The sequence below is a fragment of the Bacillus sp. FSL H8-0492 genome, assembly GCF_038006145.1.
Lineage (GTDB): Bacteria > Bacillota > Bacilli > Bacillales > Bacillaceae_G > Bacillus_A > Bacillus_A mycoides.
Genome location: NZ_JBBOUP010000001.1, coordinates 576,434 through 599,405, shown reverse-complemented (window position 1 = coordinate 599,405; position 22,972 = coordinate 576,434). Strand labels below are relative to the sequence as shown.

At 34.9% G+C, this 22,972-nt stretch carries 18 protein-coding genes and 1 pseudogene; 7 read left to right on the top strand and 12 right to left on the bottom strand.

Annotation, left to right across the window (positions count from 1 at the left end; translation table 11 throughout):
- Positions 1–34: 34 nt before the first annotated feature.
- The 3 genes from MHH66_RS03060 to fdhF all read right to left on the bottom strand — a co-directional run bounded on the left by MHH66_RS03060 (position 35) and on the right by fdhF (position 5,498).
- Positions 35–1,906: a glycerophosphoryl diester phosphodiesterase membrane domain-containing protein gene (locus tag MHH66_RS03060; RefSeq protein ID WP_078185216.1), complete on the bottom strand. Its 1,872-nt coding sequence runs from the start codon at positions 1,904–1,906 to the stop codon at positions 35–37.
- Positions 1,907–2,060: 154 nt separating this feature from the next.
- On the bottom strand, positions 2,061–2,543 hold the full coding sequence (locus tag MHH66_RS03055) for a DUF1641 domain-containing protein (protein WP_002140332.1): 483 nt from the start codon (positions 2,541–2,543) through the stop codon (positions 2,061–2,063).
- A 12-nt stretch (positions 2,544–2,555) separates the two neighbouring features.
- Positions 2,556–5,498 (bottom strand): formate dehydrogenase subunit alpha, encoded by a 2,943-nt coding sequence (gene fdhF / locus MHH66_RS03050; protein WP_078185215.1) that lies wholly within the window; start codon positions 5,496–5,498, stop codon positions 2,556–2,558.
- 295 nt (positions 5,499–5,793) lie between these two features.
- Here fdhF and fdhD point away from each other — a divergent pair, with 295 nt between their 5' ends.
- Together fdhD and MHH66_RS03040 are read left to right on the top strand one after the other, a co-directional pair.
- Positions 5,794–6,600, top strand: coding sequence for a formate dehydrogenase accessory sulfurtransferase FdhD (gene fdhD, locus MHH66_RS03045; RefSeq protein ID WP_078185214.1), 807 nt, complete (start codon positions 5,794–5,796; stop codon positions 6,598–6,600).
- 501 nt (positions 6,601–7,101) lie between these two features.
- The gene (locus MHH66_RS03040) at positions 7,102–7,608 is read left to right on the top strand and encodes a GNAT family N-acetyltransferase (protein WP_000405886.1); all 507 of its coding nucleotides are present in this window, start codon (positions 7,102–7,104) and stop codon (positions 7,606–7,608) included.
- Between the two features lie 362 nt (positions 7,609–7,970).
- Here MHH66_RS03040 and MHH66_RS03035 read toward each other — a convergent pair whose 3' ends face one another.
- Positions 7,971–8,093, bottom strand: coding sequence for a hypothetical protein (locus MHH66_RS03035; protein WP_002029704.1), 123 nt, complete (start codon positions 8,091–8,093; stop codon positions 7,971–7,973).
- Between the two features lie 333 nt (positions 8,094–8,426).
- Here MHH66_RS03035 and MHH66_RS03030 point away from each other — a divergent pair, with 333 nt between their 5' ends.
- From MHH66_RS03030 to MHH66_RS03020, 3 genes are all read left to right on the top strand, one after another.
- Complete coding sequence (locus MHH66_RS03030) at positions 8,427–9,098, top strand: response regulator transcription factor (protein ID WP_002010439.1); 672 nt, start codon at positions 8,427–8,429, stop codon at positions 9,096–9,098.
- A 77-nt stretch (positions 9,099–9,175) separates the two neighbouring features.
- Positions 9,176–10,639, top strand: a complete 1,464-nt coding sequence (locus MHH66_RS03025; protein WP_002188251.1) for a sensor histidine kinase — start codon at positions 9,176–9,178, stop codon at positions 10,637–10,639.
- Positions 10,640–10,785: 146 nt separating this feature from the next.
- Positions 10,786–11,298, top strand: a complete 513-nt coding sequence (locus MHH66_RS03020; RefSeq protein WP_063219458.1) for a GNAT family N-acetyltransferase — start codon at positions 10,786–10,788, stop codon at positions 11,296–11,298.
- Between the two features lie 34 nt (positions 11,299–11,332).
- Here MHH66_RS03020 and pdxR read toward each other — a convergent pair whose 3' ends face one another.
- Positions 11,333–12,733 (bottom strand): MocR-like pyridoxine biosynthesis transcription factor PdxR, encoded by a 1,401-nt coding sequence (pdxR, locus tag MHH66_RS03015; RefSeq protein WP_078185213.1) that lies wholly within the window; start codon positions 12,731–12,733, stop codon positions 11,333–11,335.
- 120 nt (positions 12,734–12,853) lie between these two features.
- Between pdxR and MHH66_RS03010 the strand changes: the two genes are divergently transcribed.
- Positions 12,854–13,780 carry a DMT family transporter gene (locus MHH66_RS03010; RefSeq protein WP_078185212.1) on the top strand — a complete coding sequence of 309 codons (927 nt, stop codon included), beginning with the start codon at positions 12,854–12,856 and terminating at the stop codon, positions 13,778–13,780.
- Between the two features lie 205 nt (positions 13,781–13,985).
- Positions 13,986–14,510, top strand: a complete 525-nt coding sequence (locus tag MHH66_RS03005; protein WP_002029695.1) for a DUF4871 domain-containing protein — start codon at positions 13,986–13,988, stop codon at positions 14,508–14,510.
- A gap of 296 nt (positions 14,511–14,806) precedes the next feature.
- Here MHH66_RS03005 and MHH66_RS03000 read toward each other — a convergent pair whose 3' ends face one another.
- The 7 genes and pseudogenes from MHH66_RS03000 to MHH66_RS02975 all read right to left on the bottom strand — a co-directional run bounded on the left by MHH66_RS03000 (position 14,807) and on the right by MHH66_RS02975 (position 22,937).
- Positions 14,807–16,009 (bottom strand): NAD(P)-dependent malic enzyme, encoded by a 1,203-nt coding sequence (locus MHH66_RS03000; protein ID WP_078185211.1) that lies wholly within the window; start codon positions 16,007–16,009, stop codon positions 14,807–14,809.
- 59 nt (positions 16,010–16,068) lie between these two features.
- Positions 16,069–17,415 carry a 2-hydroxycarboxylate transporter family protein gene (locus MHH66_RS02995; protein ID WP_002125134.1) on the bottom strand — a complete coding sequence of 449 codons (1,347 nt, stop codon included), beginning with the start codon at positions 17,413–17,415 and terminating at the stop codon, positions 16,069–16,071.
- Between the two features lie 122 nt (positions 17,416–17,537).
- Positions 17,538–18,245 (bottom strand): response regulator, encoded by a 708-nt coding sequence (locus MHH66_RS02990; RefSeq protein WP_078185210.1) that lies wholly within the window; start codon positions 18,243–18,245, stop codon positions 17,538–17,540.
- 2 nt (positions 18,246–18,247) lie between these two features.
- The gene (locus MHH66_RS02985; protein ID WP_078185209.1) at positions 18,248–19,852 is read right to left on the bottom strand and encodes a sensor histidine kinase; all 1,605 of its coding nucleotides are present in this window, start codon (positions 19,850–19,852) and stop codon (positions 18,248–18,250) included.
- 78 nt (positions 19,853–19,930) lie between these two features.
- A complete protein-coding gene (locus tag MHH66_RS28540; RefSeq protein WP_434476221.1) occupies positions 19,931–20,749 on the bottom strand; it encodes a methyl-accepting chemotaxis protein in 819 nt (272 codons plus the stop codon).
- A 120-nt stretch (positions 20,750–20,869) separates the two neighbouring features.
- Positions 20,870–21,772: pseudogene (locus MHH66_RS28535) on the bottom strand (HAMP domain-containing protein); the annotation flags it as partial.
- A gap of 436 nt (positions 21,773–22,208) precedes the next feature.
- Complete coding sequence (locus MHH66_RS02975) at positions 22,209–22,937, bottom strand: C39 family peptidase (RefSeq protein WP_078185207.1); 729 nt, start codon at positions 22,935–22,937, stop codon at positions 22,209–22,211.
- Between the last annotated feature and the right edge of the window lie 35 nt (positions 22,938–22,972).

The following is a 22,972-nucleotide window of genomic DNA, read 5'->3' as shown; positions in this document are numbered from 1 at the left end:
ATATTCTTTTCACAAAAAAAACAGCTACTGGCATTTAGCCAGCAGCTGGATAACTTATAAATAACTTTGAAAATAGATCTTCTGTCGTCTCACTAATTTTATCAAACATATCACTTTCACGATCTTCTTGCTCTTTTAACATCTTGATTGTTTCACGTGCGTCTTCAGGATAATCGGTAATGATACCATCCACGTTTAACTTATAATATGCCTTTAAACTCTCCATATCATTTACTGTCCATACGTAAATTGGCTTGTTTAGCTTCCTTGCTTCTTTTACTAATTTCTTATTTAACATGTATTCTTCTGCTACATAAAAATCAGCCTTCACATTCTTTAAGTTAGCTCTACTCGCATACAGTATGTATCCTACTTTTATATTTGGATTTGCACGTTTAAACTCTTTAATAAGCGGATAGTGTAACGTTTGAATGACACATTGCTTCTCAAATTCATTATCTTTAATCGCTTTTAATACTTTGTTTACGAAATCTTTTTCGCCACCATGGAGCTTCACTTCAATATTAAGTTTGATTTTTCCTTTTGCCAGCTTAATGATCTCATCAAGTGTACTTATTTGTCCTGAAAACCCATCTTGACTAAGGGTAAGCTGTCTTAACTCCTCCATCGTTAAATCTGACACGTGAACATTAGCATTCGCAAGACGTTTTAGCTTCAAATCATGTATAACTGCTAGTTCACCGTCTTTTGTTTGCAGTACATCAATTTCAGCGTAGTCTGCTTTGGCATCAATAGCCCCCTGCAGAGCTTCTTTCGTATTCTCTACACCTTTTGAAATATAACCACGATGAGCCATAATAATTGGTTCTTTATATGAATTTGAAATAAACGTTACAATGAAGGCAACGACCATTCCGGCAGTAATAATTCCTACAATATATACACCAATAAATTTCCAACGATGTTTTTGGAAGAAACATTTATCTGCTTTTGTTTTCGAATAATCTAATCCTTCTTCTAATAAAACATCTTCAACCGGAACCTTTTGTAAATACAATCGTGTTATTGCCATAATATAAAATGGTGTCACGATAAAACTAAATAAATACAATGTACTCGTTAAAAATACAGACATTGTTGATTCTGCTAATAATGCAAATGTTCCCTGTGGATTTGTAAATTCATACATGCCCCATAGACACAATAAATACATTCCAAAAAATAAACCGTACACAATCCCTATTGAAATAAAAAATCCTACTAAAAAGAATAGTACTTTAAAAAAACTTTCTTTTACTAACGTTGCACTTTTACGTGCTGCTGTGCGAAACGGCTTTTGCTCTAAAACAACAATAGGTAGAACAAAAATCCAGCGAAGGTTCAAATACGCAACTACAGCAAAGAACGTGTAATAACCAACTTGTCCCATCGTTGTCTTAAACAGTTCTCCTGTAATAAAGTTAGGAATTTGAATTTGCGGAATTAATGCCGTTTCATATCCAAGATTTAAAAGAGGTAACAATACGACAGCATATAAAATAAATCCTGGTAAGCAATATGTGAAAAGAGTAGGTAAATACGTTACGGTTTTATATAAAATCGGACGTAATTTCACCTTTTGTCTTTTATGAGCGAAGTACGAAATGATAATAAGCACCGCAAATTCCGTAAAGATAAGAAACAGTGCTAACAATGATAAAATTACGATTGCCAAAATGCCGTATGGTGTCTTTAAAAACGCTAATAATTCATCATTCGTCGCATTTGCATAACCACCAAAATACAATAACTTATTAAAAATGATCCCAAATAGCGGGACAAATACAATCGCTGCTAATAATTTATAAGCAAGTTGAAAGGTTAATACATTCCAAAAAGCAAATCTAACTGTTTGAAAGGAATGTCCCATTACCCCTGGTATAGATAGTCTTTTACGGTGTTGCATATATTCCTCCACATTCTAAAACGATATTTGAGATGGATTCCATATTTCCATTTCCAACCCATCTTTTTAATAATAATATATTCCGCTTAACATGAACACTCTTATACATACAATGAAAAAGTGATGGCTACTTGCCATCACTTTTTCATTTACTCTATTTTTTCTCTAACCCTTGACCAAATGCTTTCAAGAAGCTAAAACCGAATGTAATTGCTCTATTGATATCTGGATCTTTTAACACTTTAAAGAAATCCATCACTTTTGTTTTTTTACCACTATTTAATTCCTCTGTTGCAAATTGTAATCCAGTGACTAAACTAGATGTTATTTGTTTCGTTATTTCTGGGTCCACTGAAGATAATGCCTCTCCTGCCCCCATCATATTGTTTAATGCGTTTTTTACTGGTTCACGATTCAATTGTTCAACAGCTATTTTGGAAACATCTTCTTTTGCAGCAAGTAAACTAATTGCTGCATCTAAAATTCCTGCTTTTTGCAACTGCGCTAATAGCTGCATCGTCTCTTCTACTGCTTCTCTATTCTCAGCTAGATCATTTAACAACTCATCTGTTACTTGCTGTTTTTTTTCTTCTTCTGTTACAATCTTCTTTTTAATTAAAGTAATCTCTTTTGCCATTATCTCCGCCCCCTAATTCTGGTCCACAAGTGATACGTATTGTTTTCTTTGCCACTTTCGCTCGATTTCAACACCATTTTGCGGATGACGTTTTTTATCTCTCGGGTTTGAAGATGGTAACGGACGATTTCCTTTTTCACGTAATACGCGCAGTTTCACCATTGTTTGTTTATAAGCTGGTGTACACGTATAAATGTCTGTTGCTGTTCCTGTTAAAATATTGATTGCCTCTTCATTTACTGTCGCATGCATCGGCAAATATAACTCATTTCCAGTTACACGATCTGTAACAAGCGCTTGTACTTTGATTTTTCCAAATGGTGATGCTAACTCTACAAGACCACCATCTTTCACATTGCGTTCTTTAGCAAGTTCAGGTGAAATTTCAACAAATACTTCAGACACTTTAGATAAAATACCAGCCGACTTATTCGTCATATTCCCTTCATGGAAATGCTCTAGCATACGGCCATTATTTAATAGTAAATCATACTCATCTGGTGCTATAACTGGCGGAACCCATTCATCTAGTGATAAACGTGCTAGTTTGTCTGGGAAGTTAAATCCATCTACATATAATAATGGTGTATCACTACCATCATGGCTACCCCAACATAAACTATTCCAGCCTTCTAGACGGTCGTACGTCGCTTGAGAGTATAACGGTGCAAGCGATGCAATTTCGTCCATAATTTCACTTGGACTTCCATAATCCCAGTCTCCGCCCAGTGCACGAGCTACTTTTTGTAAAATCCACCAATCTGGCTTAGAATCACCAAGTGGCTTCAATACTTCATACAATCTTTGAATACGGCGCTCTGTATTCGTAAACGTTCCTTCTTTTTCTAAGCTTGGTGCTGCTGGTAAAATAACATCGGCGAAACGAGCTGTTTTCGATAAGAACATATCTTGAACAACAAGGAAGTCTAAATTCGCTAAAATATGTTGTACATGGTTGGCATTTGAATCTACTAAAGCCATTTCTTCTCCCATAACATACATACCACGCAGTTTTCCTTCTTCGGCCGCAAGTAACATTGCGATATTATTTAATCCCGGTTCTTTCGGAATGGTAGTACCGTATGCTTTTTCAAATTTCGCACGATGCACATCATCTGAAACAGCTTGGTAACCCGGAAGCCAGTTCGGTAATGTCGCCATATCACAAGCACCTTGTACGTTATTATGCCCGCGTAACGGATACGCACCGGCACCAGGACGACGGTAGTTACCTGTAACGAGAAGTAAATTTGAAATTGCTGCTGACGTTGTACTTCCTCCTGTATTTTGAGTTACACCCATTCCCCAAAGTACACAAGTACCATCTGCTTCATATACCATACGAGCCATTTCTTTTAACTGAGCTTTAGAAATCCCTGTAATTCCCTCAGTATAATCAAGCGTATATTTTTCTAGCATTTTGCTATATTCATCAAAATTCTTTACATTTTCAGCTATGAACTTTTTATCGTGCCAATCTTGATCGATAATGTATTTCGTTATCCCAGCAAGCCATACATAATCCGTCCCTTGACTCGGGTGAACAAATATATCAGCACGCTCCGCCATTTCATGTTTACGAAGGTCTGCGACAATTAGTTTTTGTTCATGTAATTTATGAGCACGCTTCACTCTAGTTGCAAGTACAGGATGTCCTTCTGTTGGATTTGCCCCAACAATAATAACAAGACCTGCCTCAGCAATATCTTTCACTGTTCCAGCATCTCCGCCCATACCGACAGTTTTAAATAAACCGTCTGTTGCTGGAGATTGGCAATAACGGGAACAGTTATCTACATTATTTGTTCCATATATTTGACGAGCTAGTTTTTGCATAAGATAGTTTTCTTCATTTGTTACTTTCGAAGAAGAAATAAACCCAAACGCATCGCTACCATACTCTGATTTAATATGTTGCATATTAGATGCAACAACTTCAAGAGCCTCTTCCCATGAAGCCTCAACAAACATATCCCCTTGGCGAATTAACGGCTTTGTAATACGCTCTTCACTGTTCACAAAGTCCCATCCGAATTTTCCTTTTACACATGTGGAAATACCATTAACCGGTGCATCTGAAACAGGTTGCACTTTTAAAATTTGACGATCTTTCGTCCATACTTCAAATGAACAACCTACACCACAAAATGTACAAACTGTTTTTGTCTTATTAATTTTCGTCTTACGCATCGCGGACTCTACTTCTGAAACTGCTAAAATACTGCTATATCCAGGCTCTACATCTTTTACAAAATCAATCATTGGATTAAGCACATCTGGTTTTAAACCAGTCATAAATCCAGCTTCTCCTAGCATCGTTTTTTCCATTAATGCATTACAAGGACAAACTGTTACACATTGCCCACAGCTAACACAAGACGAGTCATTTATACTCACACCATTGTCCCAAATAACACGTGGACGGTCTAAACTCCAATCAATCGATAAAGTTTCATTCACTTGTAAATTTTGGCATACTTCTACACACTGCCCACAAGCAATACATTGATTTGGATCGTATCGATAGAACGGATGCGACGTATCCACTTCGCATGCACTTACTTTCGGTTCATATGGATATTTCTGTTCTTCAATCTCCATCATATGTACTGTATTATGGACTTTACAGTTACCATTATTGTTATCACATACTGTACAATACAATAAATGATTCTCTAGTATTCGATCCATCGCTTCTGTTTGTGCTTCCTTTGCACGTTCCGATTGCCTCTCAATATGCATGCCATCTTCCAACTTCGTCGAACAGGCACGTAGTAAACTTCCATTCACTTCTACAATACATGTATCACAAGTTTGAATAGGATCTACCTCTGGTACATGACAAATTTGAGGATGTTCTAAATTACCTTCGTTAAACAATTGGAGTATCGTCTTTTCACCTGATACGAAAAATTCTTTACCATCAACGGTTACACGGACTGTCTGTTCTGTCATAGTTTCCCCTCTCCTTACAACTAACTGTACAACACAATTTTGAATCCGTTTTCATAATTGTGTTGTACATATTTTTGAAGCGCCCTGTTGAAATACTTTCCTTTGGAAGTCGATTCTAGATGTTATAAGGTATAACTACGAAAGCTTGAAAATGTCGCTATTCTACAAATCTATTATATCGTACATATACAATAATAACCAAAATAATCTGCCATCTTCTTGTTAGTAGATGCTTTTGTTTTTTCGATGTTTTATGATAAATATGGGGAAAAATACATATAAAGGGGAATTTAATATGGGGCCTATTCAAGAAACATATACAATTGTACGTTATCAATCTGGTACATTTTCAAAACAAACCGATGAGGTTGTTACGGAATCTCCCATTACAATTAAATTAAATGGCGAAGAATACGTAACAATTGTATGCACTCCTAATTACATTGAAGATATGGTAACCGGTTTTTTAATTTCTGAAGGAATTATTTCTTCTTATAAAGATATTGAAGAATTATGGATCCAAAAAGAAAACGGAATTGTCCATGTAAAATCATCAAAAATTAATCCGCTCTATCAAACTTTATATAATAAAAGGTACGTAACTTCTTGTTGCGGGAAAAGTAGACAAGGTTTTGTTTTCGTCAACGATGCAGCAAAAGCAAAAAAGTTACATGATATACATATAACTATTACTCCGGAAGAATGTTTTCACCTAATGACTTCCTTACAACAATCTTCAACTACATTTCGCCAAACGGGTGGTGTGCATAATACCGCTTTATGTGATCGAAATAACATTCTTTTATCAAGAATGGATATCGGAAGACATAATGCGCTAGATAAAATATACGGTCATTGTTTACGAAACAATATCTCTGTTCAAGGGAAAATCATTGCGTTTAGCGGACGCATCTCATCTGAAATTTTGTTAAAGGTTTCAAAAATAGGTTGCGAAATTGTTCTATCTAAATCAGCTCCAACTAAACTAGCTCTGCAACTCGCCCACGATTTAGGTATTACCGTAGTAGGATTTATTCGAAATGGATCTTGCAATATTTATACACATCCGGAACGAATCGATGGCTACAAAATAAACGATTGAATACGTAAAAGAAAGTGAAAATTTAATCAGTGGAGGGTTTTTCCCTCCTCACTGATTATTAGCCCAACCAATCGGGCTTTTACGGGCAATCTGACTCCCACGAATAGTTGGATAAAAATGACTCCTTTACAAAGCGGAAATTTTAGTTATAAAAATGTAACATATTAAAACCTTGAATAGTTAATAAAGTTAATATATAATTTCATTACATAAAGTGAAACTATAATCAGTGGGGGGTGTTCATCCCCCACTGATTATTAGCCTTCACCAATCGGGCTTTTACGGGCAGCAGGGCTCCCACCTAACTTCTTTGCTCCAGCCGAATTTTGAGGTAGGAGTTTTACTGCCCACAAATAGCGGGATAAATAAAATGAAAACATAGTAGCATAATCTTTTCATTCTTTTACAAATTAAGAAAGAATAGTCACAGAATACATTTAACTAAACTTAATCTTACAAAGTTAATGAATTAAATTTGAATCAATCTAGGAGGTTACAACTATGGAAATTCGCTTATTAACAACAGAGGACGCAGAAATTTATTTGAAAGTTTGTATGGAAGGTTTAACGAAAAACCCTGAGGCTTTTAGCTCTTCTTATGAAGATGTTCTTAAACATGAAAACCCTGTCGCTGCTATGGCAAAGCGATTAAGCAATCCGGATAAGTATACTCTAGGTGTCTTCAAAGATAATGATTTAGTCGGTATTGCTACTCTAGAAACAAAGCCATTTATTAAGCAAGAGCATAAGGCAAAAATCGGCTCCGTTTTTGTTTCTCCAAAAGCGCGTGGTCTCGGTGCAGGACGAGCTTTAATTAAAGCGATTATTGAAAATGCCGATAAATTACATGTAGAACAGCTCATGCTTGATGTTGTTGCTGATAACACTGCTGCAAAAAAATTATATGAGTCCCTCGGCTTCCAAACTTACGGCGTGCAAGAACGGTCCTTAAAACATAATGGCCAATATTGGGACGAAGAGCATATGGTTTTATTCTTAAATAATTAACATTTAAATATAATTTTTCAAAAGCATCTTCTTATTAATTAAGATGCTTTTTTCATTACAACAATGTAATCTTCATGTCACCTTTATCGATCGTTCCAATCCTTTCCATTCGTTATACTAAAAATATAAAGTGAAACTTTACTCAGCGAGGAGGATTCATCTCCCGCTAATTATTAAGTAAACGTATAGCAAGCAATTGATATGTAGAGGAGAATGTAACATGAAACAAAACAAACAAGCTATCTTTTTAATATTTGCTACAGCAATTGTAACTTCTGGACTGGCAATTCTACCCTGGTTTATTATATAGAACACATTAAAAAAGCTTATTGCTTCTTAAGAAGCAATAAGCTTTTTTTCTATTATAAAATCCCGAAAAATTTATTTACACAACTTATCATAATAAGCATAGATACCGCAACACACATTACAATCGCATTACGATCTTGCTTTTCTTTTTGTAAACGTTCTACTTTTTTACTCATGTGTACAATCCCCTTTATATTAAAAAAAGTGTGAGATAGGAAATTTTTCTTATCCGATGCGAGGTGAATACGAAAACCCTCTCTATCTCACATACACAATAGAATGGAATTGTCATTTTATAAATAAAATGACATGACGTTATGTCGCAACATAGGGTATTTGTGTCGCTACGTTTTCTATTATAAAAAATAGTTGTGCAAAACTAGTGCATTTTTTATGTCAATTGCCCTGATTGAAAAAATCAGCCATCCATTCAATCACATAAAAAGAGTTTTTTATTATTTTCATGTAAACTATACAAGTAGAATGAATAGTTTGGGGTGCACAAGATTATGGTGAAAATTTTATTAGTAGACGATGAAGAACGTATGTTGCGATTGTTAGATCTGTTCTTAAGCCCTCGTGGCTATTTTTGTATGAAAGCTACTTCTGGCCTTGAAGCGCTAGAATTAATCGAACAAAAGGACTTCGATATTATTTTATTAGATGTTATGATGCCGAATATGGATGGGTGGGATACTTGCTATCAAATCCGTCAAATTTCCAACGTTCCAATTATTATGCTAACAGCTCGCAACCAAAATTATGATATGGTCAAAGGTCTGACTATGGGAGCAGATGACTACATTACAAAACCATTCGATGAGCATGTATTAGTCGCGCGAATCGAGGCTATATTACGCCGTACGAAGAAAGATGGCTTTGTTAGCTTCAATGGTATTGAGTGGGATAAAACGAAACATACTGTTACAGTTTATGGTGAAAGAATCTCACTAACTCCTATTGAATTCTCGTTACTTGGACTCTTTTTACAAAATACAAACCGTGCTTACAGCCGTGATGATTTAATTGAAAAAATTTGGGGCTATCAAACAGACATCGAATACAGAACTATCGATTCACATATTCGTAATATCCGTGATAAATTACGCAAAAAAGAATTTCCAGTTGAAGATTATTTAGAAACCGTCTATAAAGTCGGATATAAATGGAAAAGTGAATAATTACTTTAATCAGTGGGGATGGATAAAACCCCACTGATTAAAGTTTCACTCTATATGAAATAAGGTATGGTGAGAAAATGAGCAAACTTTCCCTTAAAGTTGGGACATACTTTTTAATATTAGCTTTATGTATTGAAACAATTGCCTTCGTATCTTTTTATAAGAACCTTTCAAACATACGCATTGAAGAGGAAACTCTTGCTCTTTTAGAGAAAGGAAATCGCTATAGTAAAATGATTAAAAACCGCGCGAAGTGGGGTGCATATTCTAAAGAAAGGCAACTCACAGAAAGCGCTGAACACAGTAAACGACCTAAACGTGCTGTGTACCCCGAGTTTGATATCAACACTGAGGCTGAACACTTAGTTGAATCAGAATTAATTGCTAACTCTGATATAGCTATCATTATAACAGACAATAACGGCAAAATTATTTCTACCTCAGAACCCGTAACGAAAGAAATGCAAAAACAACTTACTTGTAAAACTGAGACTATCCCAGAAGGTGGATTAATCGTTGAAAAAAACTGGAAAAAATCAAAATTCATCTCAACAGTAAGCCCGCTGGAAATTCAAGGATTTCAAGGTAAGTTATATATGTTATTAAAGACATCTTTCTTAGAAAATATGTTACTTAAACTCATGAATCAATTTCTTATCATTAGTGTTTTGACAATTATTTTAACTACTATTTCTGTCTTTGTTTTTTCTCGTGTTATTACAGAACCGCTTATAAAAATGAAGCGGGCGACAGAAAAAATGTCAAAATTAAATAAGCCGATTCAATTAGGAATTAAACGAAATGATGAACTTGGAAGCTTAGCAAAAACGATTGAAGATTTATCTAGTGAACTTACGTATATGAAAAAAGAACGAAACGAATTTCTCGCTAGTGTAGCGCATGAATTACTAACTCCATTAACCTATATGAAAGGTTATGCAAAGGTAGCAAAAAGAGATTCTCTAACGAAAGAAGAACGTGAAGAATACTTACAAATCATTGAAGACGAAACGGATAGTGTAACCGATCTCGTACAAGATTTATTTATGCTTGTACAATTAGAGCAACACCAGTTTGTTATAAAAAAACAAAAAGTAATTCTTAAACCATTTTTAGAACGAATGGTTGAAAAAACAAAAACAACATTAACAAACAAACAAATGCAACTCCATGTACATTGCAAAGATGATTTAGAAGTTTGCATAGACGAAAGACGTATGGAACAAGTTATGTTAAATTTATTACACAATGCTTATCAACATTCACCAGAAAACACTTCTATAATAATACGTGTACTAACCAGTGCGAATACTTTTACAATAAGTGTACAAGATGAAGGTGAAGGTATTCCAAAAGAAGATATCCCACATGTTTTTGATCGCTTTTACCGTGTCGATAAATCCAGAACACGAGCTACAGGTGGAAAAGGTATCGGACTGGCTGTCGCAAAAGAAATTGTAGAACTTCATAATGGTTCTATTGAAGTTAAAAGCGAATTAGAAGTCGGAACAGAATTTATAATTGAATTACCATTTGTATAATATATGCGTGAAATCACCAGTAGTAGTCAACACTACTGGTGCTATTTTATTTATAAAACCAACTATTATAAGCTAAGCTTTTGAAATTATTCTTATTTCAATATAAAATATAGGTATAACTGTCAAAGATTTGGAGGGTGATACAATTGGATATCCATGTATTAACAAAAGACGAAGCAGAAATTTACTTAGAACTTCGAGTAGAAGGATTAAAACAAAATCCGGAAGCTTTCAGCTCTTCTTATGAAGATATTATTAATAAAGAGTGTGCTATTGAATATAAAGCCCAAAAATTAGCACAAGATGAGAACTATACACTAGGTGCATTTAAAGATGGCGCTTTAATCGGAGTTGCAACACTGGAAACGAAACCATATGTAAAACAAGAACATAAAGCAAAAATCGGTTCAGTATACGTGTCTCCAAAAGCACGCGGACTTGGAGCGGGAAAAGCACTTATTAAAGAATGTCTTGAGCTTGCTAAATCTTTAGAAGTAGAGCAAGTTATGCTTGATGTTGTTGTCGGAAACGATGGTGCAAAAAAACTTTATGAGTCATTAGGCTTTAAAACATTTGGCGTGCAAGAACGTTCATTAAAATATAACGGACAATATTGGGATGAAGAGCATATGGTTCTTTTCCTAGATGAAGAAAAATAATAAAAAAACATCCTCCATTTATGAGGATGTTTTTTTACTTTCTTGTAAACCATGCTGTATATAATAATTGAATGGCCTCTTCAATTTCTTCCTCTAATAAAGTCGCAAATCCAAGCAATACTGTACTTTTGGGAGAAGTCCCTTCCTTATAATATATCGAAGCAGGATACACTTTAATACTCCTTTCAGCTGCAGCTTCCATTAATTCTTTCTCTTCCATCCCATTATGCACTTTTAATAAAATATGTAGGCCGGAATCTTCCCCTATTACTTCAATGCGATTAGAAAAATATTTTTCTAATACCGAAACAAGACGGTCTCTCTTCTTTCGGTACACAACACGCATTTTATGAATATGTTTTTCCCAATGCCCGTCATTTAAAAATTTCCTAATGATCTCTTGATCCATTCTTGAAACGCTTTGTGTGTAAAATAAATATTGTTGTTGATACTTTTCAATCAATTCCTTTGGTAACACCATATAGCTCATCCGTAATGATGGCAATAGCGCTTTAGAGAGCGTCCCCATATAAATTACTTTCCCATCTCTATCTAACCCTTGCAGCGCTGGAATCGGCTTTCCTGAATAACGGAATTCACTATCATAATCATCTTCAATAATATATCTTCCTTCATCTTTTTTTGACCATTGTAAGAGCTGCATCCTTCTCGTAATCGGCATAATCATCCCGCAAGGAAACTGATGCGAAGGTGTAACAAATACAACATTTGCATGGCTATCAGTTAACTGTGACATACAAATTCCATCTCCATCTAAAGATAACATTTGGACATTTTGTTCCCCTTGCTCAAAAACAACCATTTTCCGGTGGTACCCAGGATTCTCAACTGCATAACCACTTCCTTTTAACAATTGAAATAACAACTTCACTAATATTTGCGTACCAGCTCCGATTACAATTTGACTAGCCGAACATCGCACACCTCTTGATTCATACAAATAGCTCGCGATTGCTTCTCGTAAACTTACCTCCCCTTGCGGATGTCCAATAAAAAGTAAATCTTTATTTTCAAATTGCCATACCTCGTTCGTAATTTTTCGATATACATGAAACGGAAAAGTACTAGTATCCACACCCGTTTGAGTGAAGTCAAATTTATACACCTGCTCTTGAAAAGGTACTTCCTCTATTACCTCTTCGCTACCTTCCGCATGAATCATTTGCTCGATTTCACATACAAAATAACCTTTTCTAGAAATCGACTCAATATATCCTTCGGCAAGAAGTTGCTCATAAGCTGCCTCTACTGTATTTTTACTTACTTGTAAATATGTTGCTAGCTTCCTCTTAGCCGGTAATTTCGTAAAAGCCGGAATCGTTCCATCTTTAATCTCTTTTTTTATATACTCATACAATTGTACATACAATGCCGTCTTACTATTTGCATTCAAATTAGGCGTTAATTCTAACACAATAACTGACCCCTTCCAAAAACACATAACTGATACTTTTTACAGTACCAGAAGTTCTATATAATTCCTTTTATCATGTAACGCATTAATAATCAAATACTAGAGAGGAGATGCATGATAATGAACAAAAGTAGACGTATTGGACTCATTATGATTATTACAGGAGCCACATTATGGGGATTATCTGGACCGATGATTCAATGGCTATTTCAACATACTAACGTATCATCACTTGATTTTTTAACAATTCGCTTGTTGCTTGCAGGAATATTTATTTTGTCTTTCTTACTAATAAAGAAACAAAACATATTTAAAATTTGGAAACACCCTAGACATTCTATACAGCTTATTATTTTCTCTATTCTTGGCATGCTCGGTGCGCAATACGCCTTTATCGAAACAGTTCATATTAGTAATGCCGTCACAGCAACACTCTTTCAATTTCTAGGTCCTGTTCTTATTACTATTTACATTGCGTTTGAGCAAAAGAAATTCCCTGCTTCTATGCAAATACTCGCAATTATAACTGCTCTAACAGGGACATACTTTATTATTACAAACGGTTCAATTGAAAATATTGTTTTATCTAAAGCAGCTATTACTTTCGGCCTATTAACAGCGATTGGTTTTGCGTTTTATACCCTTCATCCGGCTTCCCTTATTAAAGAATGCGGAACAACTATAGTAATTGGCTGGGGGATGTTAATTGGAGGGATTGCACTGCTTATTTGTAATCGTTCTTTTGGGTGGAGTCAGATTTCGCAAACTTTCACACTTCAAACTTTTCCTATGCTTATTCTTATCATTATAAGTGGCACTCTTTCTTTCCTTCTTTATATCGGGAGTCTTAAATATTTAGCAGCAACAGAAACAAGTATTTTATCTAGCATTGAACCACTTGTAGCTGCCATCGTTTCAATCGCTTGGCTTAATGAGTCTTTTGGAGCATATCAATTATTAGGCGGAGTATGTATCGTCCTTTCTGTTATTTTCTTAACAATGCCTCAAAAAGAGAGAGAACCAACCTTTTCAACTGAACAAATATAAAGTGAAACTTTAATCAGTGGGGGTTTTGTTCATCCCCACTGATTATTAGTTGAACCAATCGGGCGTTTACGGGCAGTTAATGCGGGATAGAAAATGTCAAAAGAGGTCGTACAAAACTTACGACCTCTTTTTATGATTTAAAGGAATTGTCTCGTCTGCTAGCAAATACAATTACACTAACAATAAAAATTAGGAGTGTGGCACTATGAAAAAAATCGGAACTATGCTACTTTTCTCCTTCCTCATTACTGGCTGCGCGCAATCGCAACCCGATTCAACAGCACCTAAAAAAGAAGTAATAGAAACGTCATCCTCTCAAATTAACGCACCTTCCTTTTTTCACCTTAGTGTCTTAAAAGATGTAAATTGGGAAGAAGCACCATCATTCGTAGAAGGAAAAATACCGTTAAAAGGCATTGAAAGAAAAATTGCAATGGCTGATAGCTCTATTATCGCAAATGAGCAAAATGAAATAATGTGGTTCTTCCTGGATCCTGAAATGCCAACTGGAAAACTATCTATTATCGCGTTAAAACAAGGAACTACAACTCCAACACCAGTACTCTTTCAAAAAGAAACCTCCAAACAAACTTGGACTACTTCAAATACAGTCGATACAACCGTAAAGGAACTCCCTCTCGTAATGTCACTACCTTCATCTGGATTATGGGTATTAAATATATATGTGAATGAAAGATATTATGATCAATTTGTAATCAATGCCGAATAAAGTGACAAAACTGAAACACTTCCTTACAACAATGTAATTTCTACGTCACGTACTTCGATAGGTGGATTATCTCTCTTCTCTTATACTTAAAGTAAGAAATGACGCGAGGAGAGATGAGAGATGAAAAAAAATGATAGAAGTGATCGTAGCAGTAACTGAGGTTTTAATAAATGGTAAACAAGTTGCAATGGAGTTAAATAAATAATGAAAGGGGCTTGAATAAATTTACACTTCTTCATTATTTTGATTTCTTATCTCAAAAAAAAAGCAGTGCCTTTTTAAGGCGCTGCTTTTGACTATTTATAACTTGGCATTTTCGTAATCTGTGCCACACCTGAATCAATGGCTGCTTTCGCTACTACTTCTGCAACACTTGGAACAACTCTTTTATCTAATGGATTTGGAATTACATAATTCGCATTACGCTCTTCGTCCGTAATTATGTTAGCGATCCCATATGCTGCTGCTAATTTCATCTCTTCTGTAATATCAGTCGCGCGTACGTCTAATGCACCACGGAATATACCAGGGAACGCTAATACATTATTTACTTGATTTGAATAATCAGAACGACCAGTTCCAACTACAGCAGCTCCAGCTGCTAATGCGTCCTCTGGGAATATTTCTGGGATTGGATTCGCCATTGCAAACACAATCGCTTTCTCATTCATCGTCTGTACAAGTTCTTTCGTTAATACGTTAGGCGCCGATACACCAATGAAAATATCAGCCTGATGAATTGCTTCCTTTAATGTTCCACGTACGTATTCTCGATTTGTCTTCTTTGAAACTTCGATTTGTGCTCCATTCATCCATGTTTCACCTTCACAAACAATACCCTCTAAGCTAACTAACGTAATGTGCTTTGCACCAGCTTTTAATAACAATTTTCCAATTGCAATTCCTGCCGAGCCCGCACCGTTAATAACAATTTTCACATCATTCATTTGTTTACTTACAACTTTTAGTGCATTAATAACAGCTGCTAAAACGACAATAGCCGTCCCATGCTGATCATCATGAAATACAGGAATATTCGTTTCTTCTTTTAATCGTCTTTCAATTTCAAAGCAACGTGGTGCTGCAATATCCTCTAAATTAATTCCTGCAAATGTAGGCTCTAAATTTTTAACAAGGGTAACGATTTCATCCACATCAGTCGTCCCTAAACATAACGGGAAAGCATCTACATTCGCAAATGTCTTAAATAAAATACTTTTCCCTTCCATAACAGGCATAGCCGCTTTCGGTCCAATATTCCCTAAACCAAGTACTGCAGTTCCATCTGAAACAACTGCAACCATATTACCACGTGCTGTATAGTCATAAGCTGTTTCCTCATCTGCCGCAATTGCTTTACAAGACTCTGCTACCCCCGGTGTATAAGTCAAACTTAAATCGTCCGCTGTATTCACTTCTACTTTACTTGTAATTTCAATTTTCCCTACTAACTCTTTATGCAATAACAATGATCTTTCATTAATTTGTTTTTCTAACATACTTATAATCTCCCCTTAATTTGACAAGCTAGCTATATGAATATAGCTAGCTTGTTTGATCATGAAAACATTTTTAATAAAATTGTCGCTGTTACGACCATTGCAGCCCCACCTAAACGCGTTGAAATTTGTGCGAACGGCATTAATTCCATACGATTTGAAGCTGATAAAATAGCAACATCTCCAGTTCCACCTAAACCACTATGACATCCAGTTACAATCGCTGATTCAACTGGATACATTTTCATCACTTTCCCTACAAGAAAACCTGACGCTACCATTGTAAGAACAACCGATGCGCACACAACAACATATCCTACCGAAAGAACTGCTGCTACGTCTTTTAAAGGAATATATAGCAATCCTAAACCGACCATTAATGGCCATGTTAAATTCTTTGAAATGAATTTATATAAATGGAATGCTCCTTGCTCCATTTTTGCTGGCATTAGATTAAAGTACTTCACAATTGCCGCTGAAAAAATCATAATGATTGCTCCTGGAATACCGATAAACTTAGAAGCGAATCCTCCGAAAATAAAGAATGTACATGCAATCAATAATCCTGCTCCCATTAATGAGAAATCAATTGGTTTTTCTGTATTTTGCTCCTTTAATAAATCTGCTTGATTGTCTGTTTTTACTAATACACCGTTACCACTAAGCTCAGGTCTCTTCTCACCTAAACGCTTCATATACCCTGCACTCACGATTGCAAACATATTCCCAATAATAGCTGCCGGAATAAGCTGTGATACAAACGTTGCTGATGATTCATTTAAAATATCACTATAAGCTAGCGACAATGGTAAAATCCCTTCTCCGATACCACCACTCACAATTGGTACGATGATAAAGAAAAATGTCTGCTTCATTTCAAATCCAAATAGTGAACCGACTAATAAGCCCACTGCTACAGAAGCTAACGTTCCTACTACTAAAGGAATAAACATACGAACGAAACCTTGTACTAACACTTTACGGTTCATTCCCAAAATACTTCCAACTACTAAACAAGAAATATATAAATATAAAAAGTTCGATTTTTTCATTAACATAGTCGCAGCTTCCATTGAAGCTGGATTCATCCAGTTAAAAAATACAAGTAACGATGGAATAAATAATGAGAGAATTGCTGGACCTCCGATATTTTTTAATATTGGAATTCTCATTCCAATATCACCTAAGAAAATACCCATGATCATAATAACTGCAAAACCACCAATCATATCTGCTGGTAATTTATTATATACAGATGCTCCATAAATAATAGCAGCCAATACTACATATAACGGTAAAGGTATAACACCGATTTTAACGTTCATAATTTTAGAAGCGAAAGATTCACTTTTCAATTCATTGCCTTCAGAAAATGATACCGCTTCCACATTTTTTTGAATTCCCATATGGCACCCCCTTGTTTTCTTAATAACAATATTAAAACGCTTTCAATAGTAAAAATAGTTTTTGTAAGTTTTGTAATTGGTTTTGTAATTTAAAAAAGTATAAGCGACTTATAATAAGCCACTTATACGTAAAAGTCTATTTTATTCCGGTCAATACACCTTAATTTACTCACCGGTCTTCCCACATTTTGATACACCATTTCATTCTCTAATACTCCGATTTCAGTCAAAAACATTACATACTTTCGAATAGAAACTCTCGAAACCCCTACTAATTGCGCCATTTCATCAGTTGTAAATGCTTGTCCATTAAGCGATTCGATTTTCTGCCAAATGAGTTGCAATGTTTGCTTTGTTAATCCTTTCGGAAGCTCTTTATAGTCAAAGGACTCTCTTTTTTCTTTTTGTAAAATTAACGAATCTAATTCCGATTGACTAATTTTTTGTTGTTCTTTCATGAAAGTAAATTTTTCTCGATACCCCGTTAATGCTTCCTTAAAGCGTTCAAATGTAAATGGTTTAATTAGATAGTCTACAACTCCATATTGTAATGCTTTTTTAATACTTCCCATATCATGTACAGCTGAAATCATCATAATATCAATTTCTTTTTCTTGATTTCGAATATACATTAAAAGCTCAAATCCAGTCTCCTCAGGCATAAAAATATCAAGTAATATGAAGTCTACTCGTGACCTCTCTATCACTTCTATCGCTTCTTTAACTGAGTTAACTGCATGAACAAGTTCAAATCCTCCCACTTGCTCTAAATAATGTGTATTTAACATTGCCACCATCGGATCATCTTCTACAATTAAAACTTTAATCATCTTTACCTCTCATCCCTACTATTAGGTATTTCAATTGTTATCGTTGTTCCTTCTCCTACCAATGAATGAATATGAATTTCCCCATTTATTCGCTGTATACTTTCTTTTACAAGATACAAACCATAACCGCGATTATCTCCCTTTGTGGAATAACCTTTTGTAAATAATGCATCCATCTCCTCTTCTTGTATACCTTTCCCCGCATCTTGTACTGTAATAGTTAATGTGTCTGTGTCCCCATACTGTATACCAACTTCAACTTGCTTCTTTTTACAATTCGCTACCGCATCTAACGCATTATCAATTAAGTTTCCGACAATCGTAATAAGTTCATGAATCATACTTTCATCATATATTTCTGGTAAATAAGAGCCTTCACTTATAATTAACTTTATATTTTTCTCTCTAGCATAGCTAAGTTTACCTAATAAAAAACCAGCAAATACTGGGCTTTGAATTCTTTTCATAATCCCCCCAATTTCATATTGATGCTCTGATACCATACTACTTACATATTTCTGCAATTCTTCATACTGTTTCATATGTGTTAGCCCTAATACGACATGCATTTTATTCATAAATTCATGAGATTGTGCCCGTAACGCTTCCGCATATAGCCTAATACCAGTTAGTTCTTCTGCTAATTTTCTAATTTCTGTTTTATCACGAAATGTTGCGATCGCGCCAACTATTTCTCCTTTTACATATAAAGGAACACGATTTGTGACAATCGTAATTCCGTAAATATTTTGTTCTTCGTTTAATTGTACCTCGCCTGTTTGCAACACTTCTTTTATACGTGAATTTGGCATATACAATTCAACATCTTTACCAATAAAGTCTTCTTCAAGTCCACTTTTCTTAAATAATCGTTTTGCCTCATTATTTATTAAAGTTACATTTGCCTCTTTATCTACAGCAATAATACCTTCTTTCACCGAAAGCAACATCGTATTTCTTTCTTCAAGAATTTTTGCTATCCTATGCGGCTCAAGACCAAATAAACTTTTCTTTATATGTCTAGCTAGCAATATTGCTCCTATAATCCCAACTAATACTCCAACTCCGACACCAATATAAATAATATGTCTACTTTGCTTAACTCTTTCTTTTACATTATCTGCTGAAATACCGACAGCTACTGCTCCAAGCTGTTCACCTGTTTCAGAAAATATTGGTACAAACACTCGCATTGAAATACCTAAAGTTCCTTCTGCTAGCGATACATGTTCCTTCCCTTTCAATGCAGGTCCTTCATCTCCCCCAATAAAATGATGACCTATTTTTTGAGGATTTGGATGAGATTTTCTTATTCCATCCATATCCATAACTACAATAAATTGAACACCTGTATTTTTTAATATTCTATTTGTATACGTTTGGATTGCTGAAGTATCTGCTTTCCCAATCAAACCATTGATTACAACTGAATCATTTGCCACAATATGTGCAATTGTTTTCGCTTTCTCTGCTTGGCTTTCCTCCGTTGTCCGTTCTACATTATGACTAATTAATATATCTGTCACAAGTAAAGAAAAAATGACAACTGTACAAACTAACAATGTAATCGTTTTCCATAAATTCCATAGTCTTTTTCTTTTTTTCATCCCGTTAATGACTCCCCTAATTACTGAATAGAAAAATAAGTAAGGTGATATTATTTTCACCTTACTTATTTGCTGTTATTATACTTTAAATTTACTAGTCATTGCTTGTAGTTCTTCGGCCATCTCAGCTAAGTTTTGCGAAGCCGAACTAATTTCTTCCATCGAATTTACTTGTTCTTCTGTTGAAGCTGCAACACTTTGCATACTAGCTGTATTTTCTTCTGCAGCCGCTGCAATTTCATCAATAGCGTTTGTCACTTCATTTGCATCTCCAGCGATTCTCTTCGTTGTTTCTACCATTTGATTAACTTGAGAAACAATATGAGTAGTAGAACTTAAAATTTCTGTAAAACTTACTTTCGTTTTTGTTACAACATCTAAGCCTTGTTGAACTTCCCCACTCACATTATCCATTGCCTTAACAGTATGTTCAATATCAGCCTTAATTTCTGCAATTAAATTTGCAATCTCTCCAGATGATTCTCCTGATTGCTCTGCTAATTTTCTAACTTCATCAGCTACAATAGCAAATCCTCTTCCCTGCTCACCTGCTCTTGCCGCCTCAATAGCCGCATTTAAAGCTAATAAGTTCGTTTGAGTAGCAATATTTTGAATTGCTTCAGAAATAGCTCCTACCTGCTTTGATTTCTCATCAAGAAGTTTAATAATAGCATCTGACTCGGATACCGATTTAGAAATAGACTGCATTTGTTTTGCTGTTTGTTCAACCAATTCTTCCCCTTCTTCAGCTCTTTCTCTCGCATGTAATGAGGAGATAGAAATTGATTCCGCGCTTCCAGTTACATCTTGAATTGCTGTATTTACTTGTTGTAATGTAGCCGCACCTTCTTCAACACCTTGGCTTTGTGATTCAGCCCCACCTGATACTTGTTCCATTGCAATTGTAATTTGATCTGTCGCATCATTCGCTTGCTGTACGCTCGCTGTTAATTCTTCTGCCGATGCTGCAACATGTTCTGCTGAAAAGCTAATTTGGGTAATCACATCTTGTAAAGAGGTAGACATTTCATTAAATGAATCCCCTAATTTTCCTATATCATCCTTGGAGTAAATAGTAATTTTTTCTGTCAAATCCCCCTTACTAATCTTATGTGCCGAATCAGCTATTTTTCGTAATGGCCTTGTAATAGAATTTGTAATGAAATAAATTAATACACTACCAAATGCAATAGCGATAGCAATGACAATCAAAGTTTTATAAAATACTGGATTCGCAGCTTGGGTAATTTCTTCGTCAAACATAACTCCAACTATCTTCCATCCTGTTTTCTCATTTGTTGCAAAGATTAAATTCTTTTTATCAGCTTGTTCTGTATAAGATACATTTCCTTGTTTGTCTTCATAAATTGGTTTAATCCAAGGCTCAGTAACCTTTGAACCTGGTTTTCTAGACGGATGACTAACAATTTGCTTATTTTGATCTAAAATAACTGCATAGCCTTTTTCACCAATGTTAATCATTTTTGAAACCTTTAGGATGTTATCCAAATTCAAGTTAATTCCTATAACACCTTTACCATCTTTTACTTCCTTAGCAATTGTCACTACCATATTTTTTGTAGATGCTGATTGATACGGTGCAGTAACAATTACCTTTCCTTTATTTTCATGCGCTTCTTTATACCACGATCTATCTGTTGGATTATAGCCATCAGACATTTGAATAAATGGTTCTCTTATAAACTTCCCCGTCTGCGTTCCAATATAAATACCTTCTACTTCTGGATGAAGCTTTATATATTGTGCTAACTTCGTTCTTACTATTTCTTCTTGTCCATTTGGATATGTATCCTCTGTTAAGATTTCTGCAAAGTACGTCGCATCAACAAATTTCTCTTCTATATTTTGAGAAATAACAGTATTTAAAACTGAAATATTCTCCTTTGCTTTATCCGTCATTTGATGTTCAAAATTTGTTTTGGCAGTTTGATATGAAACACCACCGATAATAAGTCCTGGTATAGTTAAAATAATAAAAAATGAAATGATTAATTTTTTCTTGATACTCATGCTTTTAACCCAATTGAATATATTTTGCATAATAAGCCTCCTTTATGTAATAGAACACTTGTGTAATTTTATACAATCAACATGTATAAAACAATATATAATGATAACATGTAATTTTTTCGTCAATTATGCATTTTTACATATCCGCTTCTCCTAAACATTTTAATCCTAAAAAATAAGAGAACTTTAGCATATATAATAAGCTAAAGTTCTCTTATTTCTTAACAGCTTCTCTTCAAAAAAAAATCTGCAAAACTTCTCTTACAATTCCTTAAATCTTTATCCTTCATCTTATAGTTATATAGTTCATGCTCTTCTTCCTAATTTATTTGGAGTTATTTACATAGCTAATTGCCTGACTTCCCATCTGCACCCATGCCTGTTCAAAGTTTCCTCTTGGCACTTTTACATCTAAGCTATCATCGAGGGGATCTCGAATATATACAGATTCCTTATCGTACCCAACAAGTACAACACAATGTTCATTATACGTAATAGAAACATCCCCACTATTTGTTTCCCATGTAGTAAATTCATCTTCATCTAAAGGAGCATATGTTGCATTCGTAATCATGACTACCGGTTGCCCTGCTTTTACACTCTTATAAATTTCTTCTATACTCTTCCCTGTTAAGTCCACAGCTTTATTCGGTAAATATTTTTTTGCTAACTGAAAAAGTGGTCCGTGATATACACCGTATCCGGATTCAGAAAAGGTATAAATATTCCCTACAAATCCTTCATTCGGATTCCCACGTACACCATCTTCCATAAAATTAACTTTTTTTATTTCATTTGCTAATTTCATCTTATCTACAGAAACACCTGCGTATTGTAACATCATCGCTAAACTTGTTACTTCGCAGCCTCTATCTAACTCTGGTAATTGCTGAATTAAAGGCACATTTGATAACATGACTTTTTCATCGTTATTACTAAACTCTATTCGTTTTTGACTTTGTACACTTGAAAATAGTACCCCCTTTACTTTCTCCACATACTTTGTAATTCCATTTGTATATGCACCCCATACCCCTATACATAGTAAGGCCATACATATATACCACTTCCATTTTCGTATCACTCTCA

Coding starts and splice junctions, on each gene's coding strand:
- MHH66_RS03060 (WP_078185216.1), bottom strand. CDS start 1,906: ATGCAACACCGTAAAAGACTATCTATACCAGGGGTAATGGGACATTCC.
- MHH66_RS03055 (WP_002140332.1), bottom strand. CDS start 2,543: ATGGCAAAAGAGATTACTTTAATTAAAAAGAAGATTGTAACAGAAGAA.
- fdhF (WP_078185215.1), bottom strand. CDS start 5,498: ATGACAGAACAGACAGTCCGTGTAACCGTTGATGGTAAAGAATTTTTC.
- fdhD (WP_078185214.1), top strand. CDS start 5,794: ATGGGGCCTATTCAAGAAACATATACAATTGTACGTTATCAATCTGGT.
- MHH66_RS03040 (WP_000405886.1), top strand. CDS start 7,102: ATGGAAATTCGCTTATTAACAACAGAGGACGCAGAAATTTATTTGAAA.
- MHH66_RS03035 (WP_002029704.1), bottom strand. CDS start 8,093: ATGAGTAAAAAAGTAGAACGTTTACAAAAAGAAAAGCAAGATCGTAAT.
- MHH66_RS03030 (WP_002010439.1), top strand. CDS start 8,427: ATGGTGAAAATTTTATTAGTAGACGATGAAGAACGTATGTTGCGATTG.
- MHH66_RS03025 (WP_002188251.1), top strand. CDS start 9,176: ATGAGCAAACTTTCCCTTAAAGTTGGGACATACTTTTTAATATTAGCT.
- MHH66_RS03010 (WP_078185212.1), top strand. CDS start 12,854: ATGAACAAAAGTAGACGTATTGGACTCATTATGATTATTACAGGAGCC.
- MHH66_RS03005 (WP_002029695.1), top strand. CDS start 13,986: ATGAAAAAAATCGGAACTATGCTACTTTTCTCCTTCCTCATTACTGGC.
- MHH66_RS03000 (WP_078185211.1), bottom strand. CDS start 16,009: ATGTTAGAAAAACAAATTAATGAAAGATCATTGTTATTGCATAAAGAG.
- MHH66_RS02995 (WP_002125134.1), bottom strand. CDS start 17,415: ATGGGAATTCAAAAAAATGTGGAAGCGGTATCATTTTCTGAAGGCAAT.
- MHH66_RS02990 (WP_078185210.1), bottom strand. CDS start 18,245: ATGATTAAAGTTTTAATTGTAGAAGATGATCCGATGGTGGCAATGTTA.
- MHH66_RS02985 (WP_078185209.1), bottom strand. CDS start 19,852: ATGAAAAAAAGAAAAAGACTATGGAATTTATGGAAAACGATTACATTG.
- MHH66_RS28540 (WP_434476221.1), bottom strand. CDS start 20,749: ATGGAACAAGTATCAGGTGGGGCTGAATCACAAAGCCAAGGTGTTGAA.
- MHH66_RS02975 (WP_078185207.1), bottom strand. CDS start 22,937: ATGGCCTTACTATGTATAGGGGTATGGGGTGCATATACAAATGGAATT.